This window comes from Streptomyces sp. NPDC056160, from assembly GCF_042268205.1.
In the GTDB taxonomy this organism is placed as follows: domain Bacteria; phylum Actinomycetota; class Actinomycetes; order Streptomycetales; family Streptomycetaceae; genus Streptomyces.
On record NZ_JBHJUW010000085.1, the window covers coordinates 1 to 25,388 of the forward strand.

The following is a 25,388-nucleotide window of genomic DNA, read 5'->3' on the forward strand; positions in this document are numbered from 1 at the left end:
GGATGCGACCTGACTGACGAACACGGGGGGTGGCCAAATACCCCCGGGGGTACCTGTTACGGTTGCGGTATACCCCGGGGGGTACCTAGCAGAAGGGAACGTCTCCGTGTTCTTCATCGACACCATCGAGCTGGAAGGCCTCGGCAACCGTCACTACCTGGCCGGCGGCACACGGACGGCCGTGGCGGTGGACCCACCGCGCGACTTCGACCAGGTTCTGGCGGCAGCAGCCCGGCGCGGTGTGCGCATCACCCATGTGGTGGAGACACACATCCACAACGACTACGTCACCGGCGGTCTGGAGCTGGCGCGGGTGACGGGCGCCGCCTATCTGGTGCCGGCCGGGGCCGCCGTATCGTTCGCGCGGGTGCCGGTGACCGACGGCGACACCGTGGCCGTCGACGACGGACTGGAACTGCGGGCGGTGGCCACTCCTGGGCACACCCCGCATCACACCTCCTACGTGCTGCGGGAGCGGGGCAGGCCGGTAGCCACGTTCACCGGCGGTTCGCTGCTGATCGGCACGGTGGGCCGCCCGGACCTGGTCGAGCCCCGGCTGACCGAGCAACTGGCCCGCGCCCAGTACGCCTCTGCGCACCGCCTGGCGGCCGAGCTGCCGGACGAGACGTCCGTGCTGCCCACCCATGGCTTCGGGAGCTTCTGCTCCTCGGCGCAGGCCGAGGGCGGTGCCACCACGATCGGCAAGGAGAAGACCGTCAACGCGGCACTCACCAGCGACGCCGACGCCTTCGTCGCCCGGCTGCTGGCCGACCTCGACGACATCCCCGCCTACTACGCGCACATGGGCCCGGTCAACGCCGGCGGCCCCGCCCCGGTGGATCTGACTCCCCCCGCCGTGGCGGACGCCGCCGACATCGCCGCCCGCCTCGCGGCCGGTGAATGGGTCGTGGACCTGCGCAACAGGATCGCGTTCGCCGAGGGCCACGTCGCCGGATCGTTCAACTTCGAGGCCGACGGCAAGATCGCCACCTACCTGGCGTGGATGATCCCCTGGGGCAGGCCCCTGACGCTGCTCGCCGAGTCGCCCGGGCAACTGGCCGCGGCCCAGCGCGAACTCGTGCGGGTCGGCATCGACCGGCCCGTGGCCGCCGCGACCGGAACGCCCGAGGAGTGGGTGGCCCAGGGCGCCCGGCTCGCCTCCTTCGCCCGCTCCACCTTCGCCGGCCTGGCCGAGCGGGGCACGGACGGCATCGTCGTCCTGGACGTGCGCCGTGACTCCGAGCGGGTCGGCGGACACATCGCCGGGTCCGTGCACATTCCGATCCACGAGCTGCACAAGCGGCTCGGCGAGGTCCCGGCGGGCACCGTGTGGGTGCACTGCGCCGGCGGCATGCGGGCCGCCGTGGCCGCGTCCCTGCTCGACGCCTCCGGCCGCGATGTGGTCGCCGTCGACGACGGCTTCGACGCCGCCACCGACGCCGGTCTGACCGTCATCAACGGCTGAACGGCCCCGCGCCTCCTACCACTGTCACGAGGTTGTGCGATGTTTCCCTTCCGTCGCGGTAAGAGCCGCGCCACCACCGGCGAGGCCGACCGGCCCACCCAGGACGCCGACGCCCCGGTGGTTCACCCAGGCGTGCGCGAACAGGACGAGTGGAGCGCTGGACACCGCTCCCGGCGGGCCGCCAGGCTGCCGACCGCACGCCGCGCCGAGGCGGTGGACGCCGGGCGCGGCAGGAACGCGTGGGCAGCCGCAGGCCGCCCGATCGTCGACGGGCACGGGAACCACGGCTGCACAGCATGACCGCCCTGACTCTCGCGCTCGTCGCCGGTGCCGTCGTCGGCCTGGCCCTGGGCGGCCTCGGCGGCGGCGGCGGCAGCGTCCTGGCCGTGCCCACCCTGATCTACCTGCTCGGTTTCACCCCTGCGCAAGCAGCCACCGCCAGTCTGATCATCGTCACCCTCACGTCGCTCCCGGCGCTCGTCGGGCACGCCCGGGACGGCAACGTGGCCTGGCGTACGGGACTGCTGTTCGCAGCCGCAGGCATCGTGCCCGCGATGCTCACCGGAACCGCTGCAGGCCACCTGCCCCAGACGGCGCTGACCATCGCTTTCGCCCTCGTCGCGGGACTGGCGGCCCTGCGCATGCTGCGGCCCTCACCCGCCCGGACCACCGGCACGGCACACCCCGGCAAGGCCGGCGCCGCCGGGGTCGGCCTCGGCGCGGTGACCGGCTTCCTCGGCGTGGGCGGCGGTTTCCTCGCCGTGCCGACGCTGGTCGGTGTCCTGGGGCTGCCCATGCGCCGGGCCGTCGGCACCAGCCTGCTGGTGATCACGGCCAACTCGGTGGCCGCGCTCGGCGCGCGGGCCGGCAGCGGGACACATCTGGACTGGGCCGTCATCGCGCCGTTCACCGCGGCGGCGGTCCTGGGCGCCTGGGACGGCAAACGTCTGTCGTACAAGCTCAAAGGCGCAACCCTGCAGCGCGTCTTCGCCTGGGTGCTGCTCGCGGTCACCGCTTTCATGCTGGCCGACGCGCTCCTGTGACCACTGCGGCAAGCCGGACGTCCGCACGGTCCGCACCGGTGCCCGACCGACCGCCGTGCACCGGCGCACGTCTGACCGCCGTGCACCGGGGCACGTCTGACCGCCGTGCACCGGGGCGGCGGCCGGGCGCTACCCCGGCGAGCCGCCGCGTGGCCCGCAGCGGTTCGACACGGTCCGCGCCCCGACAGACCAAGACCCATGACCATTCCCCACCGGCGCTCCGCGGGGGGACGCACGTTCCCCAGCGGCCCGCCGTCGACACACAAGGATCACACTCACCATGAACACCGCCCCCACGGCACTCACCCCCGACCAGGCCGCCTCCTGCCTGGACGAGCTGACCGTCATCGACGTGCGCACCCCCGGCGAGTACGCCGGCGGTCACGTCCCCGGCGCCCTCAACATCCCCCTCGACCAGATCGAGCGCGCCCTGCCGGACATCCGTGGCGCCGCCGGGCGCGGCGGGGTCCTCGTCGTCTGCGCCTCCGGCACCCGCTCCGAGAACGCCTGCCGGTCACTCGCCGCCAGCGGTGTCGACGCCGCCACCCTGACGGGCGGCACCGGCGCCTGGGCAGCGCGGGGCTACGACCTGGAGCGCCCCCAGGAGAGCACGAAGCCGGTCTGGGGCATGGAACGCCAGGTCCGGCTCACCGCCGGCTCGGTCATCCTGCTCGGCCTCGCCCTCGGCGAGTTCGCCCACCCGGCCTTCAGGCTGCTGTCCGCGGGCATCGCCGGCGGCCTTCTCTTCTCCGCCGTCACCGACACCTGCGGCATGGCGGCCATGCTGGCCAAGCTCCCCCACAACCGGCCCCGCCAGGCAGACCTGAACGTGACACTGGCCCGCCTGCGTGCCAGCTGACCCACGTTTCACACCGAACGCCCCGTGTGCCCCTCAGGCGCACGGGGGGGGGCACATGCCGAGCAACCCCCACCACCTGCTCGTCCCCCGCGACCTCCTCGGCGTCGGCGCCGGCCACGAGGGAGCGCCATCTGCCGTCAGGACGGGGGTGCCCGAGTTGACGGGAGTCTTCTCAACAGTGTTCTGTGTCATGAACTCACTGACCGAGGACGGTATGCGCCTCAACGACGCTCTCCAGCCACTGGCCGCCTGGGGCCGCGAGCGGCCGGTCGTTCAAGACCTGGAGGAGAACGCGGGCCCGGGGCTGGTGTGAACGTGCCGGCCGTGCCCACTCGTGGGGCGCCACGGCCGGCACTGTCGCTGCGAGGGGAAGCTGAGTTCGCCGTATCGAGCAGCCACCGCCCGAACCACTCCCGCCCCGTCGCGACCGGTTACGGCAAGCGGGCCTTTCTCGTCCACGGCACGGTCACCGGCGCAGTCATCACGGCAGCGATACGTTTCCGGCTCCGCCCGTGATCCGCCGAACAGGAATCAAGCGGACTCCATCACCTCCTTGAGCCGGGCCAGGTCGGCGGCGACCATGCCGGCGTCACGCTCGAAGTCGGCGCCCCTCATCTCCGGCTGTCGCCGGAGGGTGAACACCACCTCGCTCCCCCTGCCGTCGACGATCACACGGACCGGGTTGTGGACGGTCTCGCCGGAGGGCAACGTGACGTCGTGATCGAGCACACCCAACTCGTTGCGTGGCGTGAAGACGACCTCCACCCGGCCCATCGGCGAGGACTCCGCAACCCATCGGCCGTCGATCTCCTCGATGGACCCTCCCAGGCCGTGTGCCCACGCAGGCAGGTTGGCCGGGTTCGATGCATAGGCGTAGACGTCCTCGACGGAGCGGTCGATGTGGACACTGAGATGGCGTGATTCCCCGCCGGTGCTGTTCATGGCAGCGAGGGTAGCGGCCGGCCATCACCTTCTTCTTGAACGAATCAGACGGCCGTGATCACCGGACGAGCCCTTCGTGACCGCTGTGGTGGGTGTCCGCGGCGTCGGCGAGGCAGCGGTGAGCAGGGGTTCGGATCGTGTTCCGCCGCCTCCCCCTACGGCCACAGTTCAGCGCTGTCGCATACGTGGGCACCCATGTTGCGTTCCATCATGCGCAGGGCCGCGTCCGCGAGATCGGCGTGGATGTGGGCCACCGCGTCGCGTGGGACGACCACGTCGAGGTGGCGGATGTGCGCGTCCAGGGCCGAGTACAGCACACACTGCTCCGTCACCTGCCCGCACAGGACGAGCCGGTCGACGCCCTGCTCGCGCAGCAGGTAGGCCAGCGGGGTGTCGTAGAAGACCGAGTGGCGGGCCTTGAGGACGAACAGGGACGATTCGTCGGGCCGCAGCGGATCGACGAGGTCGGCGTGGGGTCCGGCGAGGGCGTGGCCGAGGAGTTCGCCGTGGTGCGAGCGCCATTCTCCGAAGTTGTCGTTGACGTAGATCACGGGCGCGTCAGCGCGACGTGCCCGGTGCAGCAGGCCGGCCACCGTCGGCACCACGGAACGCGCGGAGGGGAGCAGGAGGTCGGCGTCCTTGTGGTCGTATGTGTTGATCATGTCGATGACGATCAGTGCGGACTTGCTCATGCCTCCAGGCTCGCACCGGTGTGCGTCGGGCGGTCACCCGACACCGACCGGCTCAACCGACAGATTTGATCGTTTTCATGGTGAGGTGGGAGGTGAAGCGCAGGACGCCGGGAAGGCCGCTGAGCTTGCCGGTGAGGAAGGCTTCGCAGGCGGCGTGGTCGGCGACGGCGGCGCGAATGAAGTAGCCGGGGCGGCCGTACATGCGACGGAACTCCGTGACCTCCTCGTACGAGGCGACGGTCCTCTCGAACTCCAGGCAGGGGGGCGGGGTGAGGCCGGCTCGGCAAGGCGTACGGCACGTTCGCGCTGTGCGACGAGGCGTATGCGCTGGCCTCGGCCGAGCAGGCCCGCTCGTGGCCCGGCCCTCGGACAGTGTGGATGCAGTTCTTCCTGCACGCGTACTGGGCGGGGAGCGCGACCGTCGGAGCTCTGCTGGGCTCCCTCGTTCCCGAGGGTGTCACCGGGCTGGATTTCGCCCTGACCGCCCTGTTCACGGTGCTGGTCCTGGACGCGTTGCGGGACCTGCGCGACGACCTGCCCACTCCACCGCTGGCCCTGGTCAGCGCTCTCGTGGCTCGGGTCGTCCTGCCGGGGCAGATGCTGTTGGGCGCGTTCGCCCTGTTCACGGCTGGGCTGCTGGTCCGGCAGCTGATGACCGCCAGGAGGCCGAGCCGTGCCTGACACCTTGTAGGCCATCTCCGCGGTCCTCGTCACCGCCGCCGTCACCTGGGCGCTGCGCGCTCTGCCGTTCGCCGCCCCGGCCCCGCTGCGCGCGAGCAGCACGATGCGGTTCCTGAGCACGCGCATGCCGGCCGGTGTCATGATCATTCTGGTCGTCTACTGCCTGCGCGACCTTCCCGTCACCGAGGCCCGCGCCTCGGCGCCGCTCGCGGCGCTGGCGGTCACCGTCGGTCTGCACCTGTGGCGCCGCAACGCCCTGCTCAGCATCCTCGCCGGCACCGCCGTCGACGTCGTGCTGGCCAGCACCCTCTTCGGCTGAGCGACACGGCCCGCTCCCGCGCCCGCCGCCCCGGATGCCGACGGGCAGGGACAGCCGCCCGTGGCCTCGTCGCCGACCGTCCGGATCTCCGGACGACCGACGCACCGGCCGACCCGTTTCTCCTCACCCTCCGGGGGGCTGCCGCGGCGTCGGCCCTGTGGTCCATCCCCCGTCGACGGCCAGTTCGGCGCCGGTGACGTACGAGGCGGCGTCCGAGAGCAGGAAGGTGACGGCCGCCGCGATCTCCGGAGGTTCGCCGACCCGGCCCATGGGGGTGTGCGGGTACTTCCCCTCGCCCTGCTCGATGCCGACGTGGGCGGTCATCGGCGTGTAGGTCATGCCGGGGTGGACGGAGTTGACGCGGATCCGCGCCGCGGCCAGTTCGACGGCGGCGACCTTGGTCAGTCCGCGCACCCCCCACTTGGCGGCTCCGTAGCCGGCGGTCATGGCCAGGCCCATCAGGCCCGCCGCCGAGGAGATGTTCACGATCGAGCCGCCCGCGCCTTGCCCCTTCATCAGCGGGATCACCGTACGCATGCCGATGAAGACGCCGGTGAGGTCGATGTCCAGGACCCGGCGGAAGTCCTCGACCGACTGCTCTTCGAGCAGCTGCGAACCGCCGGAGATCCCCGCGTTGTTGACGAGCCCGTCGACCGTGCCGAACTCGGCGACCGTGTACTGCGCCACCTGCCGCCAGTCCGCCTCGGAGGTGACGTCGTGCGGGACGAACCGGGCGGCATCGCCGAGTCCGGCGGCGGTGTCGCGGCCCTCGTCCCCCAGAACGTCGGTGAGCACGACGCGGGCACCGGCCCGGACGGCCGCGCGGGCGGCCTCGGCACCCAGTCCGCGCGCCCCGCCGGTGATGATCACCGTTCTGCCCCGGAGGTCCGTCATACGCCGCTCCCCTGTCCGGCCCGTGCCCACGTCCATGGCGCAAGGACCGTACGCCCCCGTGCCGGGCGACGGAACCCGGTCCTCCCGCTGAGCGGGAGCGGACGCTGTGCACCCCTCCCCCTCCGTCCGTATTACTGCTAGGCATATGTCGAACAGAAATAGTAGGGAGGAGTCGCCGTGAAGTTTTCGATGATCTTCGAGGCGCAGATCGCGGACCCGACCCCCGAGCGGGAGCGCCAGGTCCTCCACGACTGCGTCGAACAGGCCGTCCTGGCCGAGGAGATGGGCTTCGACCGGATCTGGGCGGTCGAGCACCACGCGCTGACGCAGTACGCGCACATGAGCGCGTCCGAGGTGTTCCTCACCTGGGTCGCGGCGAAGACGTCCCGCATCCGCATCGGCCACGGCGTGGTCACCATGCCCTTCGGTTACCAGCACCCGGTGCGGGTCGCCGAGCGCGCCGCGATGCTGGACGTCCTGTCGGGCGGGCGGGTCGACATCGGCGCGGGCCGCGGTGCCACGAAGCAGGAGATGTCCATGTACGGGGTGCGGCCCGAGGACACCTACCCGCAGATGGAGGAGGCGCTGCGGATCTTCAGCAGCGCCTGGCGCGAGGAGCGGTTCGAGTGGCACGGGTCGATCGACATCGGCCCGGGGGCGATCCTGCCCCGACCCGTGCAGGCCCCGCACCCGCCGCTGTTCATGGCCTGCAGCAAGCACGACACCCTCAAGCTCGCCGCCGAACTGGGCATCGGCGCGCTGGTGCTGGGCTTCGCCGGGGCCGACGACATCCGCGAGATGCGCAAGATCTACGACGAGGCCGTCGCCACCCGCGGCGGAGACCGGCTGGTCTCCACCGAGGTCAACAACCACTTCTCCGCACTGTGCCCGACCATCGTGCTGGACGACGCCGAGCGTGCGTACCGGATCGGCACCCGCGGGCAGCGGTTCTTCGCCGAGTCCATCGCCCACTGGTACGGCAACGGCCCCGCGCCCACCGGGTACGACGAGGGCGAGGACCACGTGGCCGCCATGGAGCGGGACCGCGAGGTCCTGGTCGCCAGGCTGCACGAGGCGAACGTCCCCGTCCGCCCTGCCGACACGGGCCAGTTCAACGCCAAGCACGCGTACGGCACCGCGGAGACCGCCATCGCCTACGTCGACCAGCTGCGCCAGATCGGCGTGGACGAGGTCATGTGCCTGGTCCAGATGGGCACCGTGCCCCAGGAGGCGTGCCTGGAGACCGTCCGCCAGTGGGGTGAGAAGGTCATCCCGCACTTCCGTGCCCTGGAGAAGGGTACGGCGGCATGACGGGACGGCTGGAGGGCAGGACCGTCCTCGTCACGGGCGCGGGTCGTGGACAGGGAGCCGCGGAGGCACGGCTGTTCGCGCGGGAAGGCGCGCGGGTCGTGGTCACGGACGTACGGGAGGAGGAGGGCCGTTCGGTCGCGAAGGAGCTGGGCGACCAGGGACTGTTCGTCGCCCACGACGTGACCGACGCGGCCGGCTGGCGCCGTCTCACCGGGGCGGCTCTCGACGCCTTCGGGCGGATCGACGCCCTGGTCAACAACGCGGCGCTGTGGCGCACCGCACCGGTCGAGGAGGACACCGAGGACAACCTGCGGCGCCTGCTGGACGTGAACCTCGTCGGTCCGTTCCTGGGCATCCGGGCCGTCGTCCCGGCGATGCGTGAGACCGGCGACGGCGGATCGATCGTCAACATCTCCTCCACCGCCGGCCTGGTCGGCATCGAGGGCCACGCCTCCTACGGGGCCACGAAGTTCGCTCTGCGCGGGCTGACCAAGTCCGCCGCGCTGGACCTGGCCCCGCACCGCATCCGGGTCAATTCAGTCCATCCCGGCATGGTCGACACTCCCATGATCGCGGGCGCGCTCGGCGCGGACGTCGGGGAGCGCGCGTGGCCGAACGTGCCGCTGGGCCGGGCGGGCCGCCCCGAGGAGGTCGCGGAGCTGGTGCTCTACCTGGTCTCGGACGCCTCGTCGTACGTCACCGGCGCCGAGTTCGCCGTCGACGGCGGGCTGACGGCGAAATGAGCGATGCCCACCCTCCCCGTGCCGCGACCGATCCTCTCACCCCGCGTGCCCGGGAACTCGCCGACGCGATGTCGGCGGGGTTCCCCGATCCGGCCCTGGGCCCCGTCGACCCGGCGGCGGTCCGGGAGGCCTCCCGGGCCGGCGCCGGTAGCGGGCCGGCCCGTCGGCTGCCGCGCGTCACCGACCGGTCGGTGCCCGGGCCGGCGGGAGCACCCGAGGTGCCGGTGCGGATCTACGAGCCGCTGGCCTCACCCGGCGCCGCCCCGCCGGTGGTGGTCTTCTTCCACGGCGGCGGCTGGGTGCTGTGCGGCCTGGACACCCATGACGGCCTCTGCCGCGAACTGGCCGCCGCTACGGGCGCGGTGGTGGTCTCGGTGGACTACCGGCTCGCCCCCGAGCACCGCTTCCCGAGCGCCGCCGAGGACGCCTACGCCGCCGCCTCCTGGGTGGCGGCGCACGCGGCCCGGCTGGGCTGGGACCCCGGGCGGCTGGCCGTCGCGGGCGACAGCAGCGGCGGCAACCTGGCGGCGGCGGTGACCTTGATGGCACGGGACCGCGGCGGGCCCGCCATCGCGGCGCACCTGCTGGCGTACCCGGTCCTGGACCACCGGATGGCCACCGAGTCCTACCGCACCTACGCGACGGGGTTCTTCCACACGACGGCGCACATGCGCTGGTACTGGGAGCAGTACCTGGGGCGGGACGGGGACGGTGCACACCCGTACGCCTCCCCCGCTCTGGCGTGCGACCTGGCCGGGCTGCCTCCGGCGGTGCTGGTGCTGCCGGAGTGCGATCCGCTGCGCGACGACGCCCTCACCTATGTGCGACGCCTGGAGGCGGCGGGCGCGGCGCCCCGGGTGCGGGTGTGGCCCGGCACGTTCCACGGCTTCCTCGGGCTGGGGGGGCTGCTGCCGGAGGCGGACCAGGCGCTCGCCCAGGCGGCGTACGACCTGCGTGCGGCGCTGGGGCTCCCGGACGCGTGAGCCCGCATGGCCGGTGGGGGTGCGGCGGTACGGCGTACCGGCACGTCCCCACCGGCTTCCGGGTGTCAGGAGTGTGCGATGTGGTCGGCCGCGAGCCAGCCGAACGTCATGGCCGGGCCGATGGTCGCGCCGGGACCGGGGTACGTCTCGCCCATGACGGCGGCGGAGACGTTGCCGCAGGCGTACAGGCCCTCGATCGCCGTGCCGTCCTCCCGCAGCACCCGCGCGGTGGCGTCGGTGACCAGGCCGCCCTTGGTTCCGATGTCGCCGGGGTGGACGGGGACGGCGTGGAACGGGCCCTTCTCCAGGGGGGCGAGACTGGGGTTGAGCAGGGTGGGGTCGCCGTAGTAGCGGTCGTAGACGCTGCCGCCGCGGTGGAAGTCCTCGTCCCGGCCGGCGCGGGCGAAGCCGTTGAAGCGCTCCACGGTGGCGCGCAGCCGCTCGGGGGGCGCGCCGATCAGCCCGGCCAGTTCCTCCACGGTGGCTGCCTGCTTGACGAAACCGCTCTCCCGCCACGCCTTGGGGAACGGCTGCCCGGGGAAGAGGCCCAGGAAGATATAGCGGGCCTTGGCGGCGGCGTCCAGGATCATCCAGGACGGCACGGTGGACGCCCCGGGCCGGTCGGCCGCGTACATGGCGTCGACGAACTCGTGGTAGGGAGCGGCCTCGTTGGCGTAGCGCTCGCCCGCCGCGTTCACGATCACCATGCCGGGGATGCCGCGGTCGGCGACCAGGAAGAACGGCCTGCCGTCGGGCGCCACCACGGACGGCGCGCCCCACACCTTGTCCATCAGGTCGACGGCGGCGCCGGCGGCGATGCCCAGTTCGAGGCCGTCGCCGGTCTGCCCCCGCGGGGCGGAGCTCCACTTCGCGGAGGTCGGCGAGGGGAGGTACTTCTCGCGCAGCTGCTGCTGGTGCGAGAAGCCGCCGGAGGCGAGGACCACGCCTCCCCTGGCCCCTACCGTGACCTCGCGGCCGTCGTGCAGGACGCGGACGCCCGCGATCCGGCCCCCGTCCTCCACCAGGCCGGTCAGCGGGGTGTTCAGCCACAGTTCGCCGCCGAGCCGGTCGAGCGAGTACCGCATCCGGGCGATCAGCGCCTCGCCGAGGGCGAGCAGTTTGCGGCCGGTGGCGAGGGCTCCCACGGCGCGGGCGCCCACCTTGAGCGAGGTCCGCTTGCCGGCCCAGGTGCGGGCGACCATGTTCAGGTGCCGGAAGTCCCTGGAGGTGATGGTGAGCCCGTAGGTGGGCAGTCCGGCGCGGCGCATGGTCGCGCGCTGCTCGGGCGGGAGTCTGTTCAGGTCGAAGATCCGCGGTTCGACGGAGCGGCCCTGCGGGTAGCCGCCGAGCCGCTCGGGGTAGTAGTCGCTGTAGGCGGGTGTGTAGACGAACCGTACGGCGGTGCGGTCGTGGAACTCCCGGACCATGCGCGGCCCGTGGGCGAGGTAGGCGTCCTTGCGTTCAGCGGGGACGCGGTCGCCGACGGTGGCGTCGAGGTAGGCGCGGGCCTTCTCGGGGGTGTCGCCGAGGCCGGCGGCGTCCAGGTGGAAGTTGTTCGGCACCCATATCGCGCCGCCGGACAGGGCGGTGGTGCCGCCGTAGTGGTCGGTCTTCTCCACCACCAGGGCGCTCAGTCCGCGCAGCCGTGTGGTGAGGGCGGCGGCCAGGCCGGCGGCGCCGGAGCCGGCCACCACCACGTCGTAGATGTGGTCCCACTCGGTGCTCATACGGTCCTCTCAGATGGAGCGGGGTCTCAGCGGGCGCTGACGCGGGCGTCGGTGAGGACCGGCGCGTCGTCGCGGTCGGCCGCGGTGGCCGTCAGCCGGTACCCGTCGGGGGTGTCCCACACGCGCAGCCGCAGTGTCTCGCCGGGGAAGAAGACCCCGGCGAAGCGGGTACGGCACTGTGCGACGCGGGTGGTGTCGCCGCCCAGCAGGTGGTCGGTGACGGCCTTGACCGCCATGCCGAAGGTGCACAGCCCGTGCAGGACGGGGCGGTCGTATCCGGCCCGGCGGGCGGTGGCGGGGTCGGCGTGGAGCGGGTTCCAGTCCCCGGTCAGGCGGTAGAGCAGCGCCTGTTGACGCAGGGTCGGGATGTCCAGCAGCAGGTCGGGGGCGCGGTCCGGGGCGGGCAGACGGTCGCAGGGACCGCGGCCGCCGCCGAAGCCGCCCTCACCGCGGACGAAGATCTGGTTGCGCTGGGTGAGGAGCGGCTCGCCGTCCTCGCCGAGGAGAGTGGACTCCTGGACGACGACGGCAGCCTTCCCCTTGTCGTACACGGCCGGGATCCGGGTGAGCGTGGTCGCCCGGGCCGCAGTCGGCAGGGGGCGGTGCACGGTGATCTCCTGGCCGCCGTGCAGCACGGCGGCCAAGTCGATGTCCACGCCGGGGGTGTCGAAGACCTGGAAGCCCACTCCCCCGTTGCCGCCGGCCACCACGCCGAAGGTGGGCAGCACCTGCAGGCCCTGCTCGTGTCCTTCATGGACGTAGCGGAGTTCGCCCGGGTCGGTCTCGGGGACACCCGCGCCGAGGGCCAGGTGGTAGAGGCGCACGTCGCGGTCGTCCCAGACCGCGGCGGCGCGTACGAGCGGGGCGGAGGTGGCCTTGTCGGCGTCGATCGGCATGGGGCGGGTTTCCTTCGTGCTCGGTCGGCGGCGGTGCCGGCTCGTCGTCCGGTGCGGGGCCGTGCTCGGCGCGCGCCCGTGCTCGGCGCGCGGCCATGCTCGGCGCGCGGCCATGCTCGATGCGCGGCCGTGCCAGGTGCGCGACTGCGCTCAGTTCGAAAACTTGCCCAGTTCGAGAACGTGCTCAGTTGGAGAACGTGCTCAGTTGGAGAAGTGCTCAGTTCGAGAACGTGCCGGTGGCGTAGCGGCTGCGGAAGTACAGCAGCGGTCGCCCGCCCTCCTGGGCGGCGAGATCCAGCACCTCGCCGGTGACGATGTGGTGGTCGCCGGCCTCGTGGACGTCGGCCAGGCGGCAGTCCACGGTGGCCAGGGCGCCGTCGAGGCGGACGGTGCCGTGCTCGGTGACGATCCAGGGCACGTCGGTGAACTTGTCGGGGCCGCTGCGGCCCAGTGCCGCGCAGGTGGCCTGCTGGTCCTCGGCGAGGATGTTGACGCAGAAACGGCCCGCGCGCTCGATCCTCGGCCAGCTGGTGGACGACTTGCCGACGGCCAGCATGACCAGCGGCGGGTCGAGGGAGAGCGAGGCGAAGGACTGGCAGGCGAAACCGACGGGTTCACCGCCGTCCAGTCCCGCGACCACCGTGATGCCGCTGGCGAAGCGGCCGAGGACGTCCCGGAAGACGGCCGGGTCGATGTGCGGTCCGTTCAGCCGTTCCACTGGTGGCCCCAGAAGCTGTCGGCGGTGATCTCCTTGGCCACCCAGGTGGCGGGGTCGACGACCAGGCCGTCCCAGCCGTACTCCACCTGGAAGCCGCCGGGTGCCTGGGCGTAGAAGGAGACCATGTGGTCGTTGGTGTGGCGACCGAGGCTGGAGGCGATCGGGATGCCGGCGGCGTTCATGCGGTCCAGGCCGTGGCCGACGTCGTCGAGGGTCTCCAGCTCCACCATGAAGTGCACGATGCCGGGCGGCAGCGCGCCGGGGTACAGGCCCAGGCTGTGGTGGCGGCGGTTGGGGCTCAGGAAGTGCATCCAGTGGAAGTCGCGCTGCTCGTCGGCGGTCGGGACGGCCTGCGGGGGCAGCTTCATCGAGTCGCGCAGCTGGAAGCCGAACACGTTCTCGTAGAAGTCCAGCGCCGCGTCGATGTCCGGTACCGGCAGGACGACGTGGCCGAGGCCGAGGTCGCCGGTGACGAAGCGGTTGCCGTAGGGGGTGCCGAGCGGGGTGTGGTCCTGGGCCTGGCCCCAGTAGATCTCCAGCGGGTTGCCGCAGGGGTCGGTGGCGTGGATCAGGCCGCGTACGCGGCGCTCGGCGAGTTCGGCGGCGTCGGCCTGCTTGACGGGGAAGCCGGCGCCCTCCAGTTCCCGGGCGGCCTCGTCGAGGGCGGAGGCGTTCGCGACCTCCCAGCCGGCCGCCAGCAACCGGTCGCTGTCGCCGGCCTTGACGACGAGGCGCTGGATACGGTCGTCCATGCGCAGGCAGAGGGTGTCATCGGTGGTTCCGGACGCCTCCACCATGCCGAGCAGGTCGAGGGCGTAGGTGCGCCATTCGGCGAGCCTGGTGGTCTCCAGACGCAGGTAGCCGAGAGCACGGATGTCCATGGGTCGCCTTTCCGGGCCGGGTGGGAGACGAGGTCTCCTGGGTCAGTGCGAGAAGAAGTCGAGGGCGAGGCGGTTGAACTCGTCGGCCTGCTCGGCCTGGGCCCAGTGGCCGCAGTGCGGGAAGACGTGCAGGCGGGCGTCGGGGATCGTCTTGAGGGCGACCAGCGCGCCGTCCAGGGGGTTGACGCGGTCCTCGCGGCCCCAGGTGAGCAGGACGGGGTGGGTGATGCGATGGGCCTCGCGCCAGAGCATCCAGTCCTCGGCCCAGGCGGGGTTGGCGAAGGCGGCCCCCATGCGGGCACTGCCGAGCCGGGTGTCGGGGTCGGTGGCCGAGGCCCAGCGGTCCTCGACCAGTTCGTCGGTGACGATCGACTGGTCGTACGCCATCACGCCGAGGAAGGAGCGCAGTTGGTCCTTGGTCGGCTCGGGTGCGGCGTTGAACTCGAAGAGGCGCTTGATGCCTTCGGTGGGGTCGGGGGCGAAGAGGTTGACGGAGACGCCGCCGGGGCCCATCAGGACCAGCTTGCCGACCTTGTCCGGGTGGTTCAGGGACATGCGCACACCGGTGCCGCCGCCGAGGGAGTTGCCGACGAAGTGGGCGCGGGCGATGCCGAGTTCGTCCATCAGGGCGGCCACGGCGTCGGCGCTGTAGCTGAAGTAGTCCTTGTCCAGCTCGGGCTTGTCCGAGCGGCCGAAGCAGGGCTGGTCGACCAGGAGGGTGCGGAAGCGCTGGGCGAAGACGGGGAGGTTACGGCCGAAGTTGGACCAGCCGGAGGCGCCGGGGCCGCCGCCGTGCAGCATGATCACGACCGGTGCGCCGGCGTCCTCGGGACCGGCCTCGTGGTAGTGCAGGGTGAGTCCCGCGGCCTTCACGGTGCGGGAGGTCGATTCCCGGGTCGGTTCTGCCATGTGGGGCACCTCTCAGGCCATCGAGTCGTTGATGTCGATGCCGAGCGCGGCCTGCCCGAACATCACCAGGGCCCGCTCGGGGTCGTTGGCGGCGTGGCCGCGGCCGGTGTGGGCGTCGCGCCAGGCGCGCTGGACGGAGTTGGGGCCGGTGCGCATGGCGTTGCCGCCGGAGTTCTCCATGAGCAGGTCCAGGGCGGCGACGGAGCGCTCGGTGGCGAGCACCTGGTCGCGGCGGGCGCGGGTGCGCAGGGCCATGGTCAGCTCCTCGCCGCGCGCGGCGAGGCCGTACATCTCGGTGATGTTGCGGGACAGCTGGAGCCAGCCGGCGTCGATGTCGCTGGCGGCGCGGGCGATGCGGACCTGTGCGAACGGGTCCTCGGCGACCGTCTGTCCGTAGGAGATGCGGAACCGCTTCCGGGTGGCCTCGATGCAGGACTCGTAGGCGCCCTCGGCGATGCCGACGATCGGGGTGGAGATGGTGGTGGTGAACACTGCGGCGTACGGCAGCCGGTACAGCGGCTCGGGGTTGATCTGGTGGCCGGGCACCTGCAGGGCGGTGACCGGGCCGAAGCTGAGCGCGCGGTGCTCGGGGACGAAGACGTCCTCGACGAGGATGTCGTTGCTGCCGGTGCCGCGCAGGCCGACGGTGTCCCACACGTCGTCGATGCGGTACTCGGAGCGCGGGATCAGGAAGGTGCGCATGTCGACCGGGGTGCCGTCGGCGTCCGGGACGAGGCCGCCGAGCAGCGCCCAGTCGGCGTGGTCGCAGCCGGAGGAGAAGTGCCAGCGGCCCGTCACGCGGAAGCCTCCGTCGACCACGGTGACCTTGCCGGTGGGGGCGTAGGAGGAGCAGACGCGGGCCTTGGGGTTCTCGCCCCACACCTCCTGCTGGGCCCGCGGGTCGTACAGGGCGACGTGCCAGGGGTGGACCCCGACCACGGAGGCGACCCAGCCGGTGGAACCGCACGCCTTGGCGATCTCCTTGACGACGGTGTAGAAGAGGGCCGGGTCGGCTGCCCGGCCGCCGAAGGGCTTGGGCTGGAGCAACTGGAAGAAGCCGGTCTCCTCGATCTCCTTGATGGAGGTCTCGGGCACGCGGCGCAGGGTCTCGGCCTCGGCCGCGCGCTCGCGCAGGCCGGGTGCGAGGGCGCGGATCGCTGCCAGTACGTCTTCGGCCATGAACATCCCCTTTCGGGTGGTCGTGGTGGCGGAAGTGCCAGGACCGTACGCCCCGCTGTTCCGGAACGAAATACCTGGCTCCCGCTGAGCGGGAAGGAGCGGCGGCCCCGGGGCCGCCATGTCTGCTGCTCCTGCTGCTACTGCTGCAGTGCGAGGTGCGCGGCGGCGAGGTGCGCGAAGACCATCGCGGAGCCGATCGGTGCGCCCGGGCCCGGGTAGGCGGGTCCGGAGACGGACGCGGTGGTGTTGCCGGCCGCGTAAAGGCCTGGGAGGGGCGTGCCGTCCTCGCGCAGCACACGGGCGTGCGTGTCGGTCCGTACGCCGCCCTTGGTGCCGAGGTCGCCGAGGACGATCTGTACGGCGTGGTAAGGGCCGTTCTCGATGGGGACAAGGCAGGGGTTGGGGCCCTGGCCCTGGGCGAAGAACAGGTCGTAGGGGTCTTCGCCGCGGTGGAAGTCGGCGTCCGTTCCGTCGGCGGCGTACCGGTTGAAGGTGCGCACGGTGGCGTCCAGGGCCGCCGGGTCGAGTCCCGTGCGGGCGGCGAGGCCGTCGAGGGTGTCCGAGGTGTGCCACAGGCCCGCCTCGGTGAAGGTCTCGCGGTCGGCGGGGACGACGGTGATGCCGGGTGGTTCGTCGCCGAAGCGGCCGTCGAAGACCCACCACACCGGGTCGCCGGGGGTGGTTCCGGCCTTGGCCGCGAGCATCCGGCGGCCCATCCGGTCGTACGGCAGGGACTCGTTGGCGAAGCGGCGGCCCGAACCGTCGACGAAGATGCCGCCGTGCAGCCCGAGGGTGAAGGCGGCGGAGCCGTCGGGGAAGCGCAGGGAGGGGCACCACCAGGCCTGGTCGAGCAGGGCGGTGGCGGCGCCGGCCTCGACGGCGGCGCGGAGGGCGTCACCGGTGTTGCCGCCGGGTGCGCCCATCGTCCAGTCGGCGCCGGGCAAGCCCTGCCAGGAACGCCGCAGTTCGGCGTCGGCCTCGAAGCCGCCGGCCGCGAGCAGGACACCGCGGCGGGCGCGGATCCGCCGGGTACGGCCGTCGTGCACGGCCTCGGCGCCGGTGATCCGGCCGTCCTCGGTCACCAGACGGGTCAGGGCGGTGTTCCGGAGGGTGCGGCCGCGGCCGGTGGACTCCAGCGCCAGCAGCAGCCGGCCGATCAGTGCGCGGCCGTCGGTGAGCGGTCCCTCGGGTACTGGCAGGCCGAGCCGCTGGGCCCAGGCCGGGGGACGGACCGCCGTCAGCAGTTCGTGCGGTTCCTCGGGCAGGGGGAGGTCGACGGGGAAGACGGCGCGACCGGCGTCGAACCTGCCGGGTGCGGCGAAGTAGTCGGGAAACGGCCGGTACTCGAAGCGGACGTGTGCGTTGTCCTCCAGGAAGGCGACCGTCTCGCCCGCGTGGTCGAGGTAGGCGTCCTGCAGTGCGTGCGGGGTGGTGTCGCCGACCACCGCGCGGAAGTAGGCGCGGGCGAGGTCGGCGGAGTCCTCCAGGCCGCCGCGCGCCTGGGCCTGGTTGCCCGGCAGCCACAGACCGGCGCCGGAGTAGGCGGTGGTGCCGCCGAAGTACTCGGTCTTCTCGATGACCAGTGTGTCCAGGCCGCGCGCTGCGGCGCCGTACGCGCCCGTGAGCGCGCCGCCGCCGGAGCCGACGACCAGTACGTCGCATCGCAGGTCCCCGCTGTCGTGTGTGTTCGCCATCTCGGTCTCGTCCCTCGGGTCGGGTTCGTCGTGCGGGCGGGTGTGCCGGTACGGGAGTGTGGCGGGGGCGGAAACGGTGGGGCGGGGGCGGTGACGCCGGCTGCCGCACACGCTCGCTCCGGTGGTCCGTCGGGTGTGCGGGTCAGGGCGCCGCAGGCTCCTGTGCCGTGCGGCGCAGTTGCGCCTTGAGGAGTTTTCCGGCGGCGTTGCGCGGCAGGTGCGCTACGGGGTGGAAGCGGCGCGGGACCTTGAAGTTGGCGAGCCGTTCGCGTGCCCAGGCGGTCAGCTCGGCCGGGTCGGGCTCGGCCCCCGGGGCCGGGACGTAGAAGGCGACGCCGACCTCGCCGAGGCGCGGGTCGGGGGCGCCGACGACCGCGACGTCGGCGATCCGGGGGTGGCCGCGCAGGACGTTCTCCACCTCGGCCGGGTAGGCGTTGAAGCCGCCGACGATGTACACGTCCTTGAGGCGGTCGGTGAGGGACAGGTAGCCGCGTTCGTCGAGCACACCGATGTCACCCGTGTGCAGCCAGCCGTCGGCATCGACGGTCCTCGCGGTCGCCTCGGGGTCGTCCAGGTATCCGGACATCACGTTGTAGCCGCGCACCACCACCTCGCCGGGTTCGCCGGGCGGCAGCGGCGCGCCGTCGGCGCCCACCACCCGCACCTCGGTCCCGGGCAACGCGGGTCCGGCGGTCGTCGCCACGGTCCGGGCGTCCTCGTCGGGCGGGCACACGCACACCACCCCGGTGGACTCGGTGAGGCCGTAGGCGTTGAACACGGCCTGGACGTCCAGTTCGGCGCGCATCCGCTCGATCAGCTCGGGGCCGACGCCGCTGCCACCGACGCCGGCCAGGCGCAGCGCCGTCAGGTCGTACCCGGCGCGCCGGGGATGGTCGAGCAGGCTGTGGAAGACGGTCGGCGTGCCCATCAGGACGCTGATCCGCTCCTCGGCCACCCGGGGCAGGATCCGCTCCAGGTCGAAGACCTCCTCGGGGACCATGGTGACGCCCTTCAGCAGGCAGGCGACGATGCCGGCCTTGTACCCGAAGACGTGGAAGAACGGGTTGACGAGCAGGTAGCGGTCCCCGGTGCGCAGGGTGACCGCGCGGGCCCACTCCCTGAAGACCCGGAGGGTGCGGCCGTGCGTGGTCAGCACGCCCTTGGAGCGGCCGGTGGTGCCGGAGGTGAAGAGGATGTCGGACAGGTCGCCGGGGCGGACGGCGGCGCTGCGGGCGGCCCGTTCGGACTCCGGCACCCGCTCTCCCGCCGCCAGGTAGCCGGCCCAGCCGATCGTCCCTTCCGCCGGCTCCCCGCGCAGCACCACGGTGCCGCTCAGCCCGCCCAGGTCCTCGCCCGCGTCGCGCAGCATCGCCACGTAGTCGATGCCGAGGAAACCGCGCTCGGTGAGGAGCAGCCGGGCCCCGCTGCGGCGGATGATGTCGGCGGCCTCGGCGGCCTTGTAGCGGGTGTTGAGCGGGACCAGGACGGCGCCGACGGACACGGCGCCGAGCACAGCGGTGATCCACTGACGGGTGTTGGGCGCCCAGACGGCCACCCGGTCGCCGGGACGGATGCCCTGGGCGAGGGCGGCCCGGGCGCAGGCCGCGATCTCCTCCCGCAGCCGGGTGAAGGTCCAGCGCACCTCACCATCGACCAGCGCCTCCCGCCGGCCGTAGGCGTCCGCGGCGAAGTCGGCGAGCTGCGCGAGGGTGGCGGGGGCCGGGGCGAGTGTCCCTGACAGGTCGTTGAACACGCTGGTCATGCCTCTTTCCGTGGTACGTGTACGTGATGACAGGGGTGCCGGGCGGCATCTGCTTCCTGGAGCGACCAGTGGCGCGGGGGGCTTGCGGCGGGCGGCGGCCGTCCTGGGGGGGCGGGCCGGGGCCCGTCAGCCGGCGGTGGAGCCGTCGTACGCCCTGAGGCGGAGGGGCGGCGGATCGGCGCAGGAGGCGGCGCGCTCGCCGGGCTCCCCTACGGGCACTTCGGCGGGGGCGTGTCGGCAGACCGCTGCGGGCACGTCGTCGTCGCACATGCGCATCCCTCTCCGGGCCTACGGGTCGTACGGGGCCTACAGGTCGTACGGGGTCTACGGGGCGTACGGGTCGTAAGGACTGGTCGTGCGTCGTACGGGCGGGTTGCCCGGGGCGGTCGACCGAGCGGCCGGAGGTCGGCCCCGACCCCGGGGGCTGACGCGAGGGAAAGTACGCGTTACTGTTCCGAAACGAAACACCCTCTTCCCAGCAGGTGGGATCGGCTGGCAGTCTCCCCGCAATACCGGAGATCACGGCCGAGCCCCCGGGCTGCCGGCCGTCCGTGTGTGAGGTGAGGTGTCGATGACGACTCAGGCCGCCGCGACCGGGTTTCCGCCACTGTCCCTGCTGGAGAAGGCGGCGAAGGTGCTGAGCACCTTCCAGACCGCCGAGCCCCGGCTCACCCTGACCCAGGTCGTGCAGCGTTCCGGGATCCCCCGGTCCTCCGCGCACCGCATCCTGGACCAGCTGGTGCAGTTGCGCTGGCTGGAACGCGAGGGCCACGACTACCGGCTGGGCATGGGCATGCTGGAACTGGGCGCTCTGGCCTCCCACCACAACCGGCTGCGACGGGCGGCGCTGCCCCATCTGCACGCGCTGCACGAGTCCACCGGCCACCTGGTGCACCTGACCGTGCTCGACGGCACGGAGGTGGTGTACCTGGAGCGGATCGGCGGCTCGGACGACGGTGGCGTGCCGTCACGGGTGGGCGGCCGGCAGCCGGCGTACTGCACGGCGGCGGGCAAGGCGATCCTGGCCTTCGCCGACGCCGCGCTGGTGGAGCAGGTGATCCACGGCGGGTTGCGGGCGCGTACGCCCCGCACCATCACCCGTCCCGAGTCGCTCCGCAGGGAACTGGCGACGGCACGGGAGCGCGGGACCGCCTTCGATCGTGAGGAGGGGTTCAGGGGGGTGTCCTGCGTGGCGGCACCACTGCGCGGCGCCGGCCGGGCCATCGCCGCGATCTCGGTGTGCGGCAACGGCGCCCACCGGGAACTGGAGCGGATCGCCCCCTCCGTGCGCGGCTGCGCGGGGGCGGTGTGGCAGGACATGTTCGGGCCGGGCCGGCGGACGAAGAACCGGACGCGGCCCGAGCGGACGGCACCGCCCGCGCCCGCCGTACCGCCGCCCGCGATGGACAGCATGCTGATGTGGCTGCGGTTCAGCGAGTGGATGTGACACCGCCGCGAGGGGATGCCGCACCGCTGCCCGTGACGCCGCGACGGCGGGGCCGGGCGCCCTCGTCTCACCCCCGGGCGAAGCGCGTGCGCAGGGCGGCGAGGCCGGCCGCGTAGGTGCCGTCACCGAAGAGCGACTCCACCTGTGCCGCGACCTCTTTGGTGCTCCGGTACGCGGCGGACCACACGACCTCGGCGCCCTCCGGGTGCGGGTGGACCGCAAGGGTGGCCACGTACTCCGCGACCGGCAACGGCACCGGGTCCAGGAGGGTGTAGCGGTAGCTGCGGGCCTCGGGGCCGCGGTCCAGCAGGCGCTCGCGGGCGACCACGTGTCCGTCGACGGCGAAGGCCCGTACGGCGCCGGGGACTTCCGGATCGGCGCCGCCCTCGACAGCGGACGGCGGCATGTGCGGATGCCAGTCGGCGAGGCCGCCGAAGGCACCGATGGCAGCCCACACCTCGGCGGGGGCGGCCGGGAGCACGGTGGAGCGCCGGAGCGAGCGGGCGTGCGCGGAGGGCCCGTCGGTCCCCAAGCCCTTGAGGGGTACGTTCACCAGTCTCCTCGCGTCTTCATGTATCGGGGTGCGTCCGGGTACATCATGGTGTGTCACGGTGTGTCATGGTGCATCTCGGTGTGTCTCGGCCTATCGCAGTATGTCTCCGCACGACTCCGTGCGACTCCGTGCGTTTGCTTGCTACGGGCTCTCACCAGGTGCCGTCGCCGCGCAGGACGGCATCGGCGCCGCCGTCGGCGAAGACGACCTGCCCGGTCACATGGGAGTTCTCGGGCGAGGTCAGCCAGGCGACCAGCGGGGCGATCTGCTCGGGGCGGGCGTGACCGTGCAGCGGCATCGGCACGCTCCGCTCGACGAGCAGCCGCATCTCGGGGTCGTCCAGCATCGGCCGGGTCATGGTCGTGAGGACGACGCCGGGCGCGACAGCGTTGAGCGGGATGCCCGCACCGGCCCAGTCGGCGGTGGGCGCCGTGCGGCGGACCCAGCGGGAGACGGCTGCCTTGGAGGAGGAGTAGACGAGGTGTCCCTCGCCGCGGTCGACGGCAGCCCGGGCCGCGGCCACCGCCGTCTCCTCGTCACCGGCGAGCGCCGCCTCCACGATCGCCGGGTCTGCCGGGTGCACGGAGTCGATGGATCCGATGACCACGGCGCGGGGGTCGGTTCCGGCGGCAAGCAGCGGGCGCAGCCCCTCCAGCGTGGCCACCGCTCCGAAGTGGTTCACCTTGATGGTGAGCGGGTCGAACCGCGCGATGCCCGCGCAGGCGATGACGGTGTCGAGGCATCCGCCGGTCAACTCCACGGCCCGGGAGACGAGTTCGCCACGCCCCTTCGGGGTGGACAGGTCGGCGCAGATGTCGCTGTCCTTGAGGTCTGCGCCGATGACGGTGTGGCCCCGCGCGCGCAGGAGTGCCGCGGTGGCCCGGCCGATGCCTGAGGCCGCTCCGGTGACGAGGTGGGTACGGGGCATGGTCTGCTCCCTCGAAGGCGGGCGTGGGTGGTCGGATGATCGGGCCGAGGGGCGGCCGTGGGCGCCGGACGGGCCCGGCGGCGGGTGAGGAGTATCCGACCTCGGCGGATCGGGAAGTATCTGATCTCGGCGGATCAGGTGTAGCTGATCTCGATCCGCTCGGTCAGCGGCACCGCCTGGCAGGCCAGGACGTAGCCCTCCGCGAGATCCTCGTCGTCCAGGACGTCGTTGCGGACCATCTTCACCTCGCCGGAGACGACCCGGCAGGTGCAGGCACTGCAGCCGCCCTCACGGCAGGAGTACGGTGCGTCGATGCCCGCGGCCAGGAGGACGTCGAGGAGAGGGGTTCCCCGCGGCCAGGCGACCATGTGGCTCTCACCGTCGAGTTCCACCTCCGCGGTGCTCGCGCCGTCGGCGGGGGTGGCCGCCGGGACGGCCGGTACGTCGAAGACGTCCGCGCCCAGGGAGAAGAACCGCTCCCGGTGGATCCGGTCGCCCGGGGTGCCGAGGGCGCGCAGGCTCTGCTCGACGGCGTCCGTCATCGGCGCGGGACCGCAGACGTAGCCCTCGCGGTCGGCGTACGGTGCGAGGACGGCGCTCAGGCGGTCCGCCGTGGGGAGACCCTGGAGCGACTCCAGCCAGTGGATGAGGACGAACCGGTCCGGGTGGTCCCCGGCCAGGCGGCGCAGTTCGTCGCCGAAGATGACGGACGATTCGTCGCGGTTGGCGTAGAGGAGGACGAGCCCGCCCCGCCCGCGCGCCAGGGCCGACTTGGCGATGGACAGCACCGGGGTGATGCCGCTGCCCCCGGCGACGAGCAGGAGGTCGGTGTCGAGGGAGCCGGGGGTGAAGGTGCCGGCCGGGGGCAGCACCTCCAGTTCGTCCCCCGGCCTCACCTCGTCGCACACCCAGTTGGAGCCGTATCCGCCGGCCACCCGCTTGACGGTGACCTTCATCGGTTCCCCGGTGTACGGGGAACTGGCGAGGGAGTAGCAGCGGGCCGCCGGACCCGCGCCGGTCCCGGGCAGCTTCAGGGTGAGGAACTGCCCGGGGCGGTAGGCGAAGCGGTCGGTGCTCTCCGGTGGGACCTCCAGCACCAGGGAGTGCGCGTCCGGCGTCTCGGCGACCACCTCGGTCACGCGCAGCCGGTGGGTGCGGCTCGCTCCCGGTGCCGGATGCAACGCCGGTTCGGACGTCGGATCAGGCATTGCTTCGGACGCCGGATCAGGCATCACTTCGGACGCCGGATCAGGCATCACTTCGGACGCCGGATCAGGCATCACTTCGGACGCCGGATCAGGCATCGGTTCAGACGCCGGATCGGACAGTGGTTCAGACGCCGGATCAGACATCGGCGACCTCCAGCGTGCCGTCCGCGACCGCGCGGTCGATGCTGTCGCGCAGCGCTCCGCAGGTGCGGATGCGGGCGGTGGTGCGGCCCTCGCCCACCCGGTCGCGGAACTCCGCGCAGACCACGGCCGCTTCGGAGGTCCACTGCACCGAGGTGTGGGCCATGCTGAACTTCTCGCACAGGACCTGGTTGCCGCAGGTCACGCACTCCACGGGCTGCATGTCAGGCCTCGGTCCCCGCCCCCGCGCCCCGGCGGGCCAGGTTCTCGGCGACTTCGGCGCGCCAGGCCTGGTTGGCCCGTTCGGTGTCGACCTCGAACTCGAAGCGGCGGGTCATCTCGTCCTTTACGTCGTCGACATCGGCGTAGAACTGGTCGTACCAGCGGCGCAGTTGGTAGACCGGGCCGTCCTCCTCGGTCAGCAGCGGGTTGTCGATGCGGGTCTTGTTCCGCCAGATACGCACGTCCTGCTCGAAGCCGACGGTCGCGCCCTCGGCGGTGAGGCGCGCGGTCTCGGCGGCCTGCTCGTCGGTCATCCCGGGCAGCCGCTTGACGATCGCCCCGTACTGGAGCATGAAGCTGTCGGCGGTGATCGGGTAGTGGCAGTTGATGAGGACGATCTCCATCTCGGTGCCGCCGCCGACGTCGCTGTAGAGGTGGTCGATCATGTAGGAGGGGCCGTAGTAGGAGGCGTCGGAGCGCAGGCGTCCGGCGCTCAGGGTGCCCAGCTCCATGTCGCCGCGCGGGCTGCTCTCCATGTACTGGGTGGCGATGTGCCCGTCGAAGACGTTCTTGAAGTACTCGGGGAACGCGTAGTGGACGTAGTAGAAGTGCGCCATGTCCACGATGTTGTCCACGATCTCGCGGCAGTTGGCGCCCTGGACCAGGAGCGCCTTCCAGGTCCAGTCGCTCCACCGGGCGGCTTCGGGGCCGTGCACGCCGGCGATCTCCGGGATGGTGACCTCGGGCGGCGGCGGGTTGCCCTGCGGGTCGTGCCAGACGAAGAGCTGCCCGTTGCGCTCCAGGGTGAGCCAGGATCGGGTCTTGGCGCGCGGCGGGACCCGGCGGGCGTACGGGATGCCGGCGCAGCGGCCGTCGCCCGACCAGCGCCAGTCGTGGAACGGGCAGGCGACCGCGTCCCCCTTGACGCTGCCCTGGGCGAGGTTGCCGCCCATGTGCGGACAGTAGGCGTTCAGGACGTGCAGCCTCCTGTCCTCCTCGCCCTGGAAGACCACCAGTTTGGTGCCGAACGCCTCGATCTCGTGCGGCTTTCCGTCCGTGAAGCCGTCGGCGAGGCCCAGGCAGTGCCAGCCCCGGGCGAAGCGGGTCGGCGGCGTGCCCGCCTCGATGACCCGGACCTCTTCATTGAGCGCAGTCATCTCGTCCTCCGATCTCTGTCGGTCCTACGGCTCT

At 72.3% G+C, this 25,388-nt stretch carries 29 protein-coding genes; 11 read left to right on the top strand and 18 right to left on the bottom strand.

Going from position 1 to position 25,388, the window contains the following annotated elements; all coding sequences use genetic code 11:
• Positions 1-106: 106 nt before the first annotated feature.
• The 5 genes from ACFC02_RS27105 to ACFC02_RS27125 all read left to right on the top strand — a co-directional run bounded on the left by ACFC02_RS27105 (position 107) and on the right by ACFC02_RS27125 (position 3,680).
• Positions 107-1,465 carry a rhodanese-like domain-containing protein gene (locus tag ACFC02_RS27105; RefSeq protein ID WP_376362394.1) on the top strand — a complete coding sequence of 453 codons (1,359 nt, stop codon included), beginning with the start codon at positions 107-109 and terminating at the stop codon, positions 1,463-1,465.
• A 39-nt stretch (positions 1,466-1,504) separates the two neighbouring features.
• The gene (locus tag ACFC02_RS27110; RefSeq protein ID WP_376362397.1) at positions 1,505-1,765 is read left to right on the top strand and encodes a hypothetical protein; all 261 of its coding nucleotides are present in this window, start codon (positions 1,505-1,507) and stop codon (positions 1,763-1,765) included.
• Complete coding sequence (locus ACFC02_RS27115; protein WP_376362398.1) at positions 1,762-2,508, top strand: sulfite exporter TauE/SafE family protein; 747 nt, start codon at positions 1,762-1,764, stop codon at positions 2,506-2,508. Before ACFC02_RS27110 ends, ACFC02_RS27115 begins: the two co-directional genes overlap by 4 nt.
• Before the next feature lie 280 nt (positions 2,509-2,788).
• Entirely contained in the window at positions 2,789-3,367 is a 579-nt protein-coding gene (locus ACFC02_RS27120) for a rhodanese-like domain-containing protein (RefSeq protein ID WP_376362400.1), read from the top strand.
• A gap of 190 nt (positions 3,368-3,557) precedes the next feature.
• Positions 3,558-3,680: a hypothetical protein gene (locus tag ACFC02_RS27125; RefSeq protein ID WP_376362403.1), complete on the top strand. Its 123-nt coding sequence runs from the start codon at positions 3,558-3,560 to the stop codon at positions 3,678-3,680.
• A gap of 218 nt (positions 3,681-3,898) precedes the next feature.
• Here ACFC02_RS27125 and ACFC02_RS27130 read toward each other — a convergent pair whose 3' ends face one another.
• The 3 genes from ACFC02_RS27130 to ACFC02_RS27140 form a co-directional block, all read right to left on the bottom strand.
• Complete coding sequence (locus ACFC02_RS27130; RefSeq protein ID WP_376362406.1) at positions 3,899-4,309, bottom strand: SRPBCC family protein; 411 nt, start codon at positions 4,307-4,309, stop codon at positions 3,899-3,901.
• A gap of 155 nt (positions 4,310-4,464) precedes the next feature.
• On the bottom strand, positions 4,465-5,001 hold the full coding sequence (locus ACFC02_RS27135) for a cysteine hydrolase family protein (protein ID WP_376362409.1): 537 nt from the start codon (positions 4,999-5,001) through the stop codon (positions 4,465-4,467).
• A 52-nt stretch (positions 5,002-5,053) separates the two neighbouring features.
• Complete coding sequence (locus ACFC02_RS27140) at positions 5,054-5,374, bottom strand: Lrp/AsnC ligand binding domain-containing protein (protein WP_376362498.1); 321 nt, start codon at positions 5,372-5,374, stop codon at positions 5,054-5,056.
• A 5-nt stretch (positions 5,375-5,379) separates the two neighbouring features.
• Here ACFC02_RS27140 and ACFC02_RS27145 point away from each other — a divergent pair, with 5 nt between their 5' ends.
• Both ACFC02_RS27145 and ACFC02_RS27150 read left to right on the top strand, forming a co-directional pair.
• Positions 5,380-5,682: a hypothetical protein gene (locus tag ACFC02_RS27145; RefSeq protein ID WP_376362412.1), complete on the top strand. Its 303-nt coding sequence runs from the start codon at positions 5,380-5,382 to the stop codon at positions 5,680-5,682.
• 13 nt (positions 5,683-5,695) lie between these two features.
• Positions 5,696-6,001: a branched-chain amino acid transporter permease gene (locus ACFC02_RS27150; RefSeq protein WP_376362501.1), complete on the top strand. Its 306-nt coding sequence runs from the start codon at positions 5,696-5,698 to the stop codon at positions 5,999-6,001.
• Between the two features lie 123 nt (positions 6,002-6,124).
• Here ACFC02_RS27150 and ACFC02_RS27155 read toward each other — a convergent pair whose 3' ends face one another.
• Positions 6,125-6,895, bottom strand: coding sequence for a glucose 1-dehydrogenase (locus ACFC02_RS27155; RefSeq protein ID WP_376362414.1), 771 nt, complete (start codon positions 6,893-6,895; stop codon positions 6,125-6,127).
• Positions 6,896-7,072: 177 nt separating this feature from the next.
• Between ACFC02_RS27155 and ACFC02_RS27160 the strand changes: the two genes are divergently transcribed.
• From ACFC02_RS27160 to ACFC02_RS27170, 3 genes are read left to right on the top strand one after another with little or no spacing between them, the layout of a single operon-like run.
• Positions 7,073-8,206: an LLM class flavin-dependent oxidoreductase gene (locus ACFC02_RS27160; protein WP_376362417.1), complete on the top strand. Its 1,134-nt coding sequence runs from the start codon at positions 7,073-7,075 to the stop codon at positions 8,204-8,206.
• Positions 8,203-8,949, top strand: coding sequence for a glucose 1-dehydrogenase (locus ACFC02_RS27165; RefSeq protein ID WP_376362420.1), 747 nt, complete (start codon positions 8,203-8,205; stop codon positions 8,947-8,949). The genes ACFC02_RS27160 and ACFC02_RS27165 overlap by 4 nt, the downstream gene beginning before the upstream one ends.
• Positions 8,946-9,932, top strand: coding sequence for an alpha/beta hydrolase (locus tag ACFC02_RS27170; RefSeq protein ID WP_376362423.1), 987 nt, complete (start codon positions 8,946-8,948; stop codon positions 9,930-9,932). The genes ACFC02_RS27165 and ACFC02_RS27170 overlap by 4 nt, the downstream gene beginning before the upstream one ends.
• 65 nt (positions 9,933-9,997) lie before the next feature.
• Here ACFC02_RS27170 and ACFC02_RS27175 read toward each other — a convergent pair whose 3' ends face one another.
• From ACFC02_RS27175 to ACFC02_RS27215, 9 genes are all read right to left on the bottom strand, one after another.
• Positions 9,998-11,659 carry an FAD-dependent oxidoreductase gene (locus ACFC02_RS27175; RefSeq protein WP_376362426.1) on the bottom strand — a complete coding sequence of 554 codons (1,662 nt, stop codon included), beginning with the start codon at positions 11,657-11,659 and terminating at the stop codon, positions 9,998-10,000.
• A gap of 26 nt (positions 11,660-11,685) precedes the next feature.
• Positions 11,686-12,555, bottom strand: coding sequence for a MaoC/PaaZ C-terminal domain-containing protein (locus tag ACFC02_RS27180; RefSeq protein WP_376362429.1), 870 nt, complete (start codon positions 12,553-12,555; stop codon positions 11,686-11,688).
• 217 nt (positions 12,556-12,772) lie between these two features.
• Complete coding sequence (locus ACFC02_RS27185) at positions 12,773-13,273, bottom strand: flavin reductase family protein (protein ID WP_376362432.1); 501 nt, start codon at positions 13,271-13,273, stop codon at positions 12,773-12,775.
• Positions 13,261-14,154 carry a VOC family protein gene (locus ACFC02_RS27190; RefSeq protein ID WP_376362434.1) on the bottom strand — a complete coding sequence of 298 codons (894 nt, stop codon included), beginning with the start codon at positions 14,152-14,154 and terminating at the stop codon, positions 13,261-13,263. The genes ACFC02_RS27185 and ACFC02_RS27190 overlap by 13 nt, the downstream gene beginning before the upstream one ends.
• A 42-nt stretch (positions 14,155-14,196) precedes the next feature.
• Positions 14,197-15,063: a 4,5:9,10-diseco-3-hydroxy-5,9,17-trioxoandrosta-1(10),2-diene-4-oate hydrolase gene (hsaD, locus tag ACFC02_RS27195; RefSeq protein WP_376362437.1), complete on the bottom strand. Its 867-nt coding sequence runs from the start codon at positions 15,061-15,063 to the stop codon at positions 14,197-14,199.
• A 12-nt stretch (positions 15,064-15,075) separates the two neighbouring features.
• The gene (gene hsaA, locus ACFC02_RS27200) at positions 15,076-16,242 is read right to left on the bottom strand and encodes a 3-hydroxy-9,10-secoandrosta-1,3,5(10)-triene-9,17-dione monooxygenase oxygenase subunit (protein WP_376362440.1); all 1,167 of its coding nucleotides are present in this window, start codon (positions 16,240-16,242) and stop codon (positions 15,076-15,078) included.
• A 137-nt stretch (positions 16,243-16,379) separates the two neighbouring features.
• Positions 16,380-17,936, bottom strand: a complete 1,557-nt coding sequence (locus ACFC02_RS27205; RefSeq protein ID WP_376362443.1) for an FAD-dependent oxidoreductase — start codon at positions 17,934-17,936, stop codon at positions 16,380-16,382.
• A 142-nt stretch (positions 17,937-18,078) separates the two neighbouring features.
• Positions 18,079-19,698: a FadD3 family acyl-CoA ligase gene (locus ACFC02_RS27210; protein ID WP_376362445.1), complete on the bottom strand. Its 1,620-nt coding sequence runs from the start codon at positions 19,696-19,698 to the stop codon at positions 18,079-18,081.
• A 126-nt stretch (positions 19,699-19,824) separates the two neighbouring features.
• Positions 19,825-19,968, bottom strand: a complete 144-nt coding sequence (locus tag ACFC02_RS27215) for a hypothetical protein (protein ID WP_376362447.1) — start codon at positions 19,966-19,968, stop codon at positions 19,825-19,827.
• A 301-nt stretch (positions 19,969-20,269) separates the two neighbouring features.
• Between ACFC02_RS27215 and ACFC02_RS27220 the strand changes: the two genes are divergently transcribed.
• On the top strand, positions 20,270-21,145 hold the full coding sequence (locus tag ACFC02_RS27220) for an IclR family transcriptional regulator (RefSeq protein ID WP_376362450.1): 876 nt from the start codon (positions 20,270-20,272) through the stop codon (positions 21,143-21,145).
• Positions 21,146-21,212: 67 nt separating this feature from the next.
• Here the strand turns inward: ACFC02_RS27220 and ACFC02_RS27225 are convergent, their stop codons facing one another.
• From ACFC02_RS27225 to ACFC02_RS27245, 5 genes are all read right to left on the bottom strand, one after another.
• Complete coding sequence (locus tag ACFC02_RS27225; protein WP_376362453.1) at positions 21,213-21,698, bottom strand: SRPBCC family protein; 486 nt, start codon at positions 21,696-21,698, stop codon at positions 21,213-21,215.
• A 151-nt stretch (positions 21,699-21,849) separates the two neighbouring features.
• Positions 21,850-22,626: an SDR family oxidoreductase gene (locus tag ACFC02_RS27230; RefSeq protein WP_376362456.1), complete on the bottom strand. Its 777-nt coding sequence runs from the start codon at positions 22,624-22,626 to the stop codon at positions 21,850-21,852.
• 134 nt (positions 22,627-22,760) lie between these two features.
• Positions 22,761-23,834, bottom strand: coding sequence for a 2Fe-2S iron-sulfur cluster-binding protein (locus ACFC02_RS27235; RefSeq protein WP_376362459.1), 1,074 nt, complete (start codon positions 23,832-23,834; stop codon positions 22,761-22,763).
• Between the two features lie 136 nt (positions 23,835-23,970).
• The gene (locus tag ACFC02_RS27240; protein WP_360980498.1) at positions 23,971-24,198 is read right to left on the bottom strand and encodes a hypothetical protein; all 228 of its coding nucleotides are present in this window, start codon (positions 24,196-24,198) and stop codon (positions 23,971-23,973) included.
• A 1-nt stretch (position 24,199) separates the two neighbouring features.
• Entirely contained in the window at positions 24,200-25,354 is a 1,155-nt protein-coding gene (locus ACFC02_RS27245) for a Rieske 2Fe-2S domain-containing protein (protein WP_376362462.1), read from the bottom strand.
• Positions 25,355-25,388 lie beyond the last annotated feature (34 nt).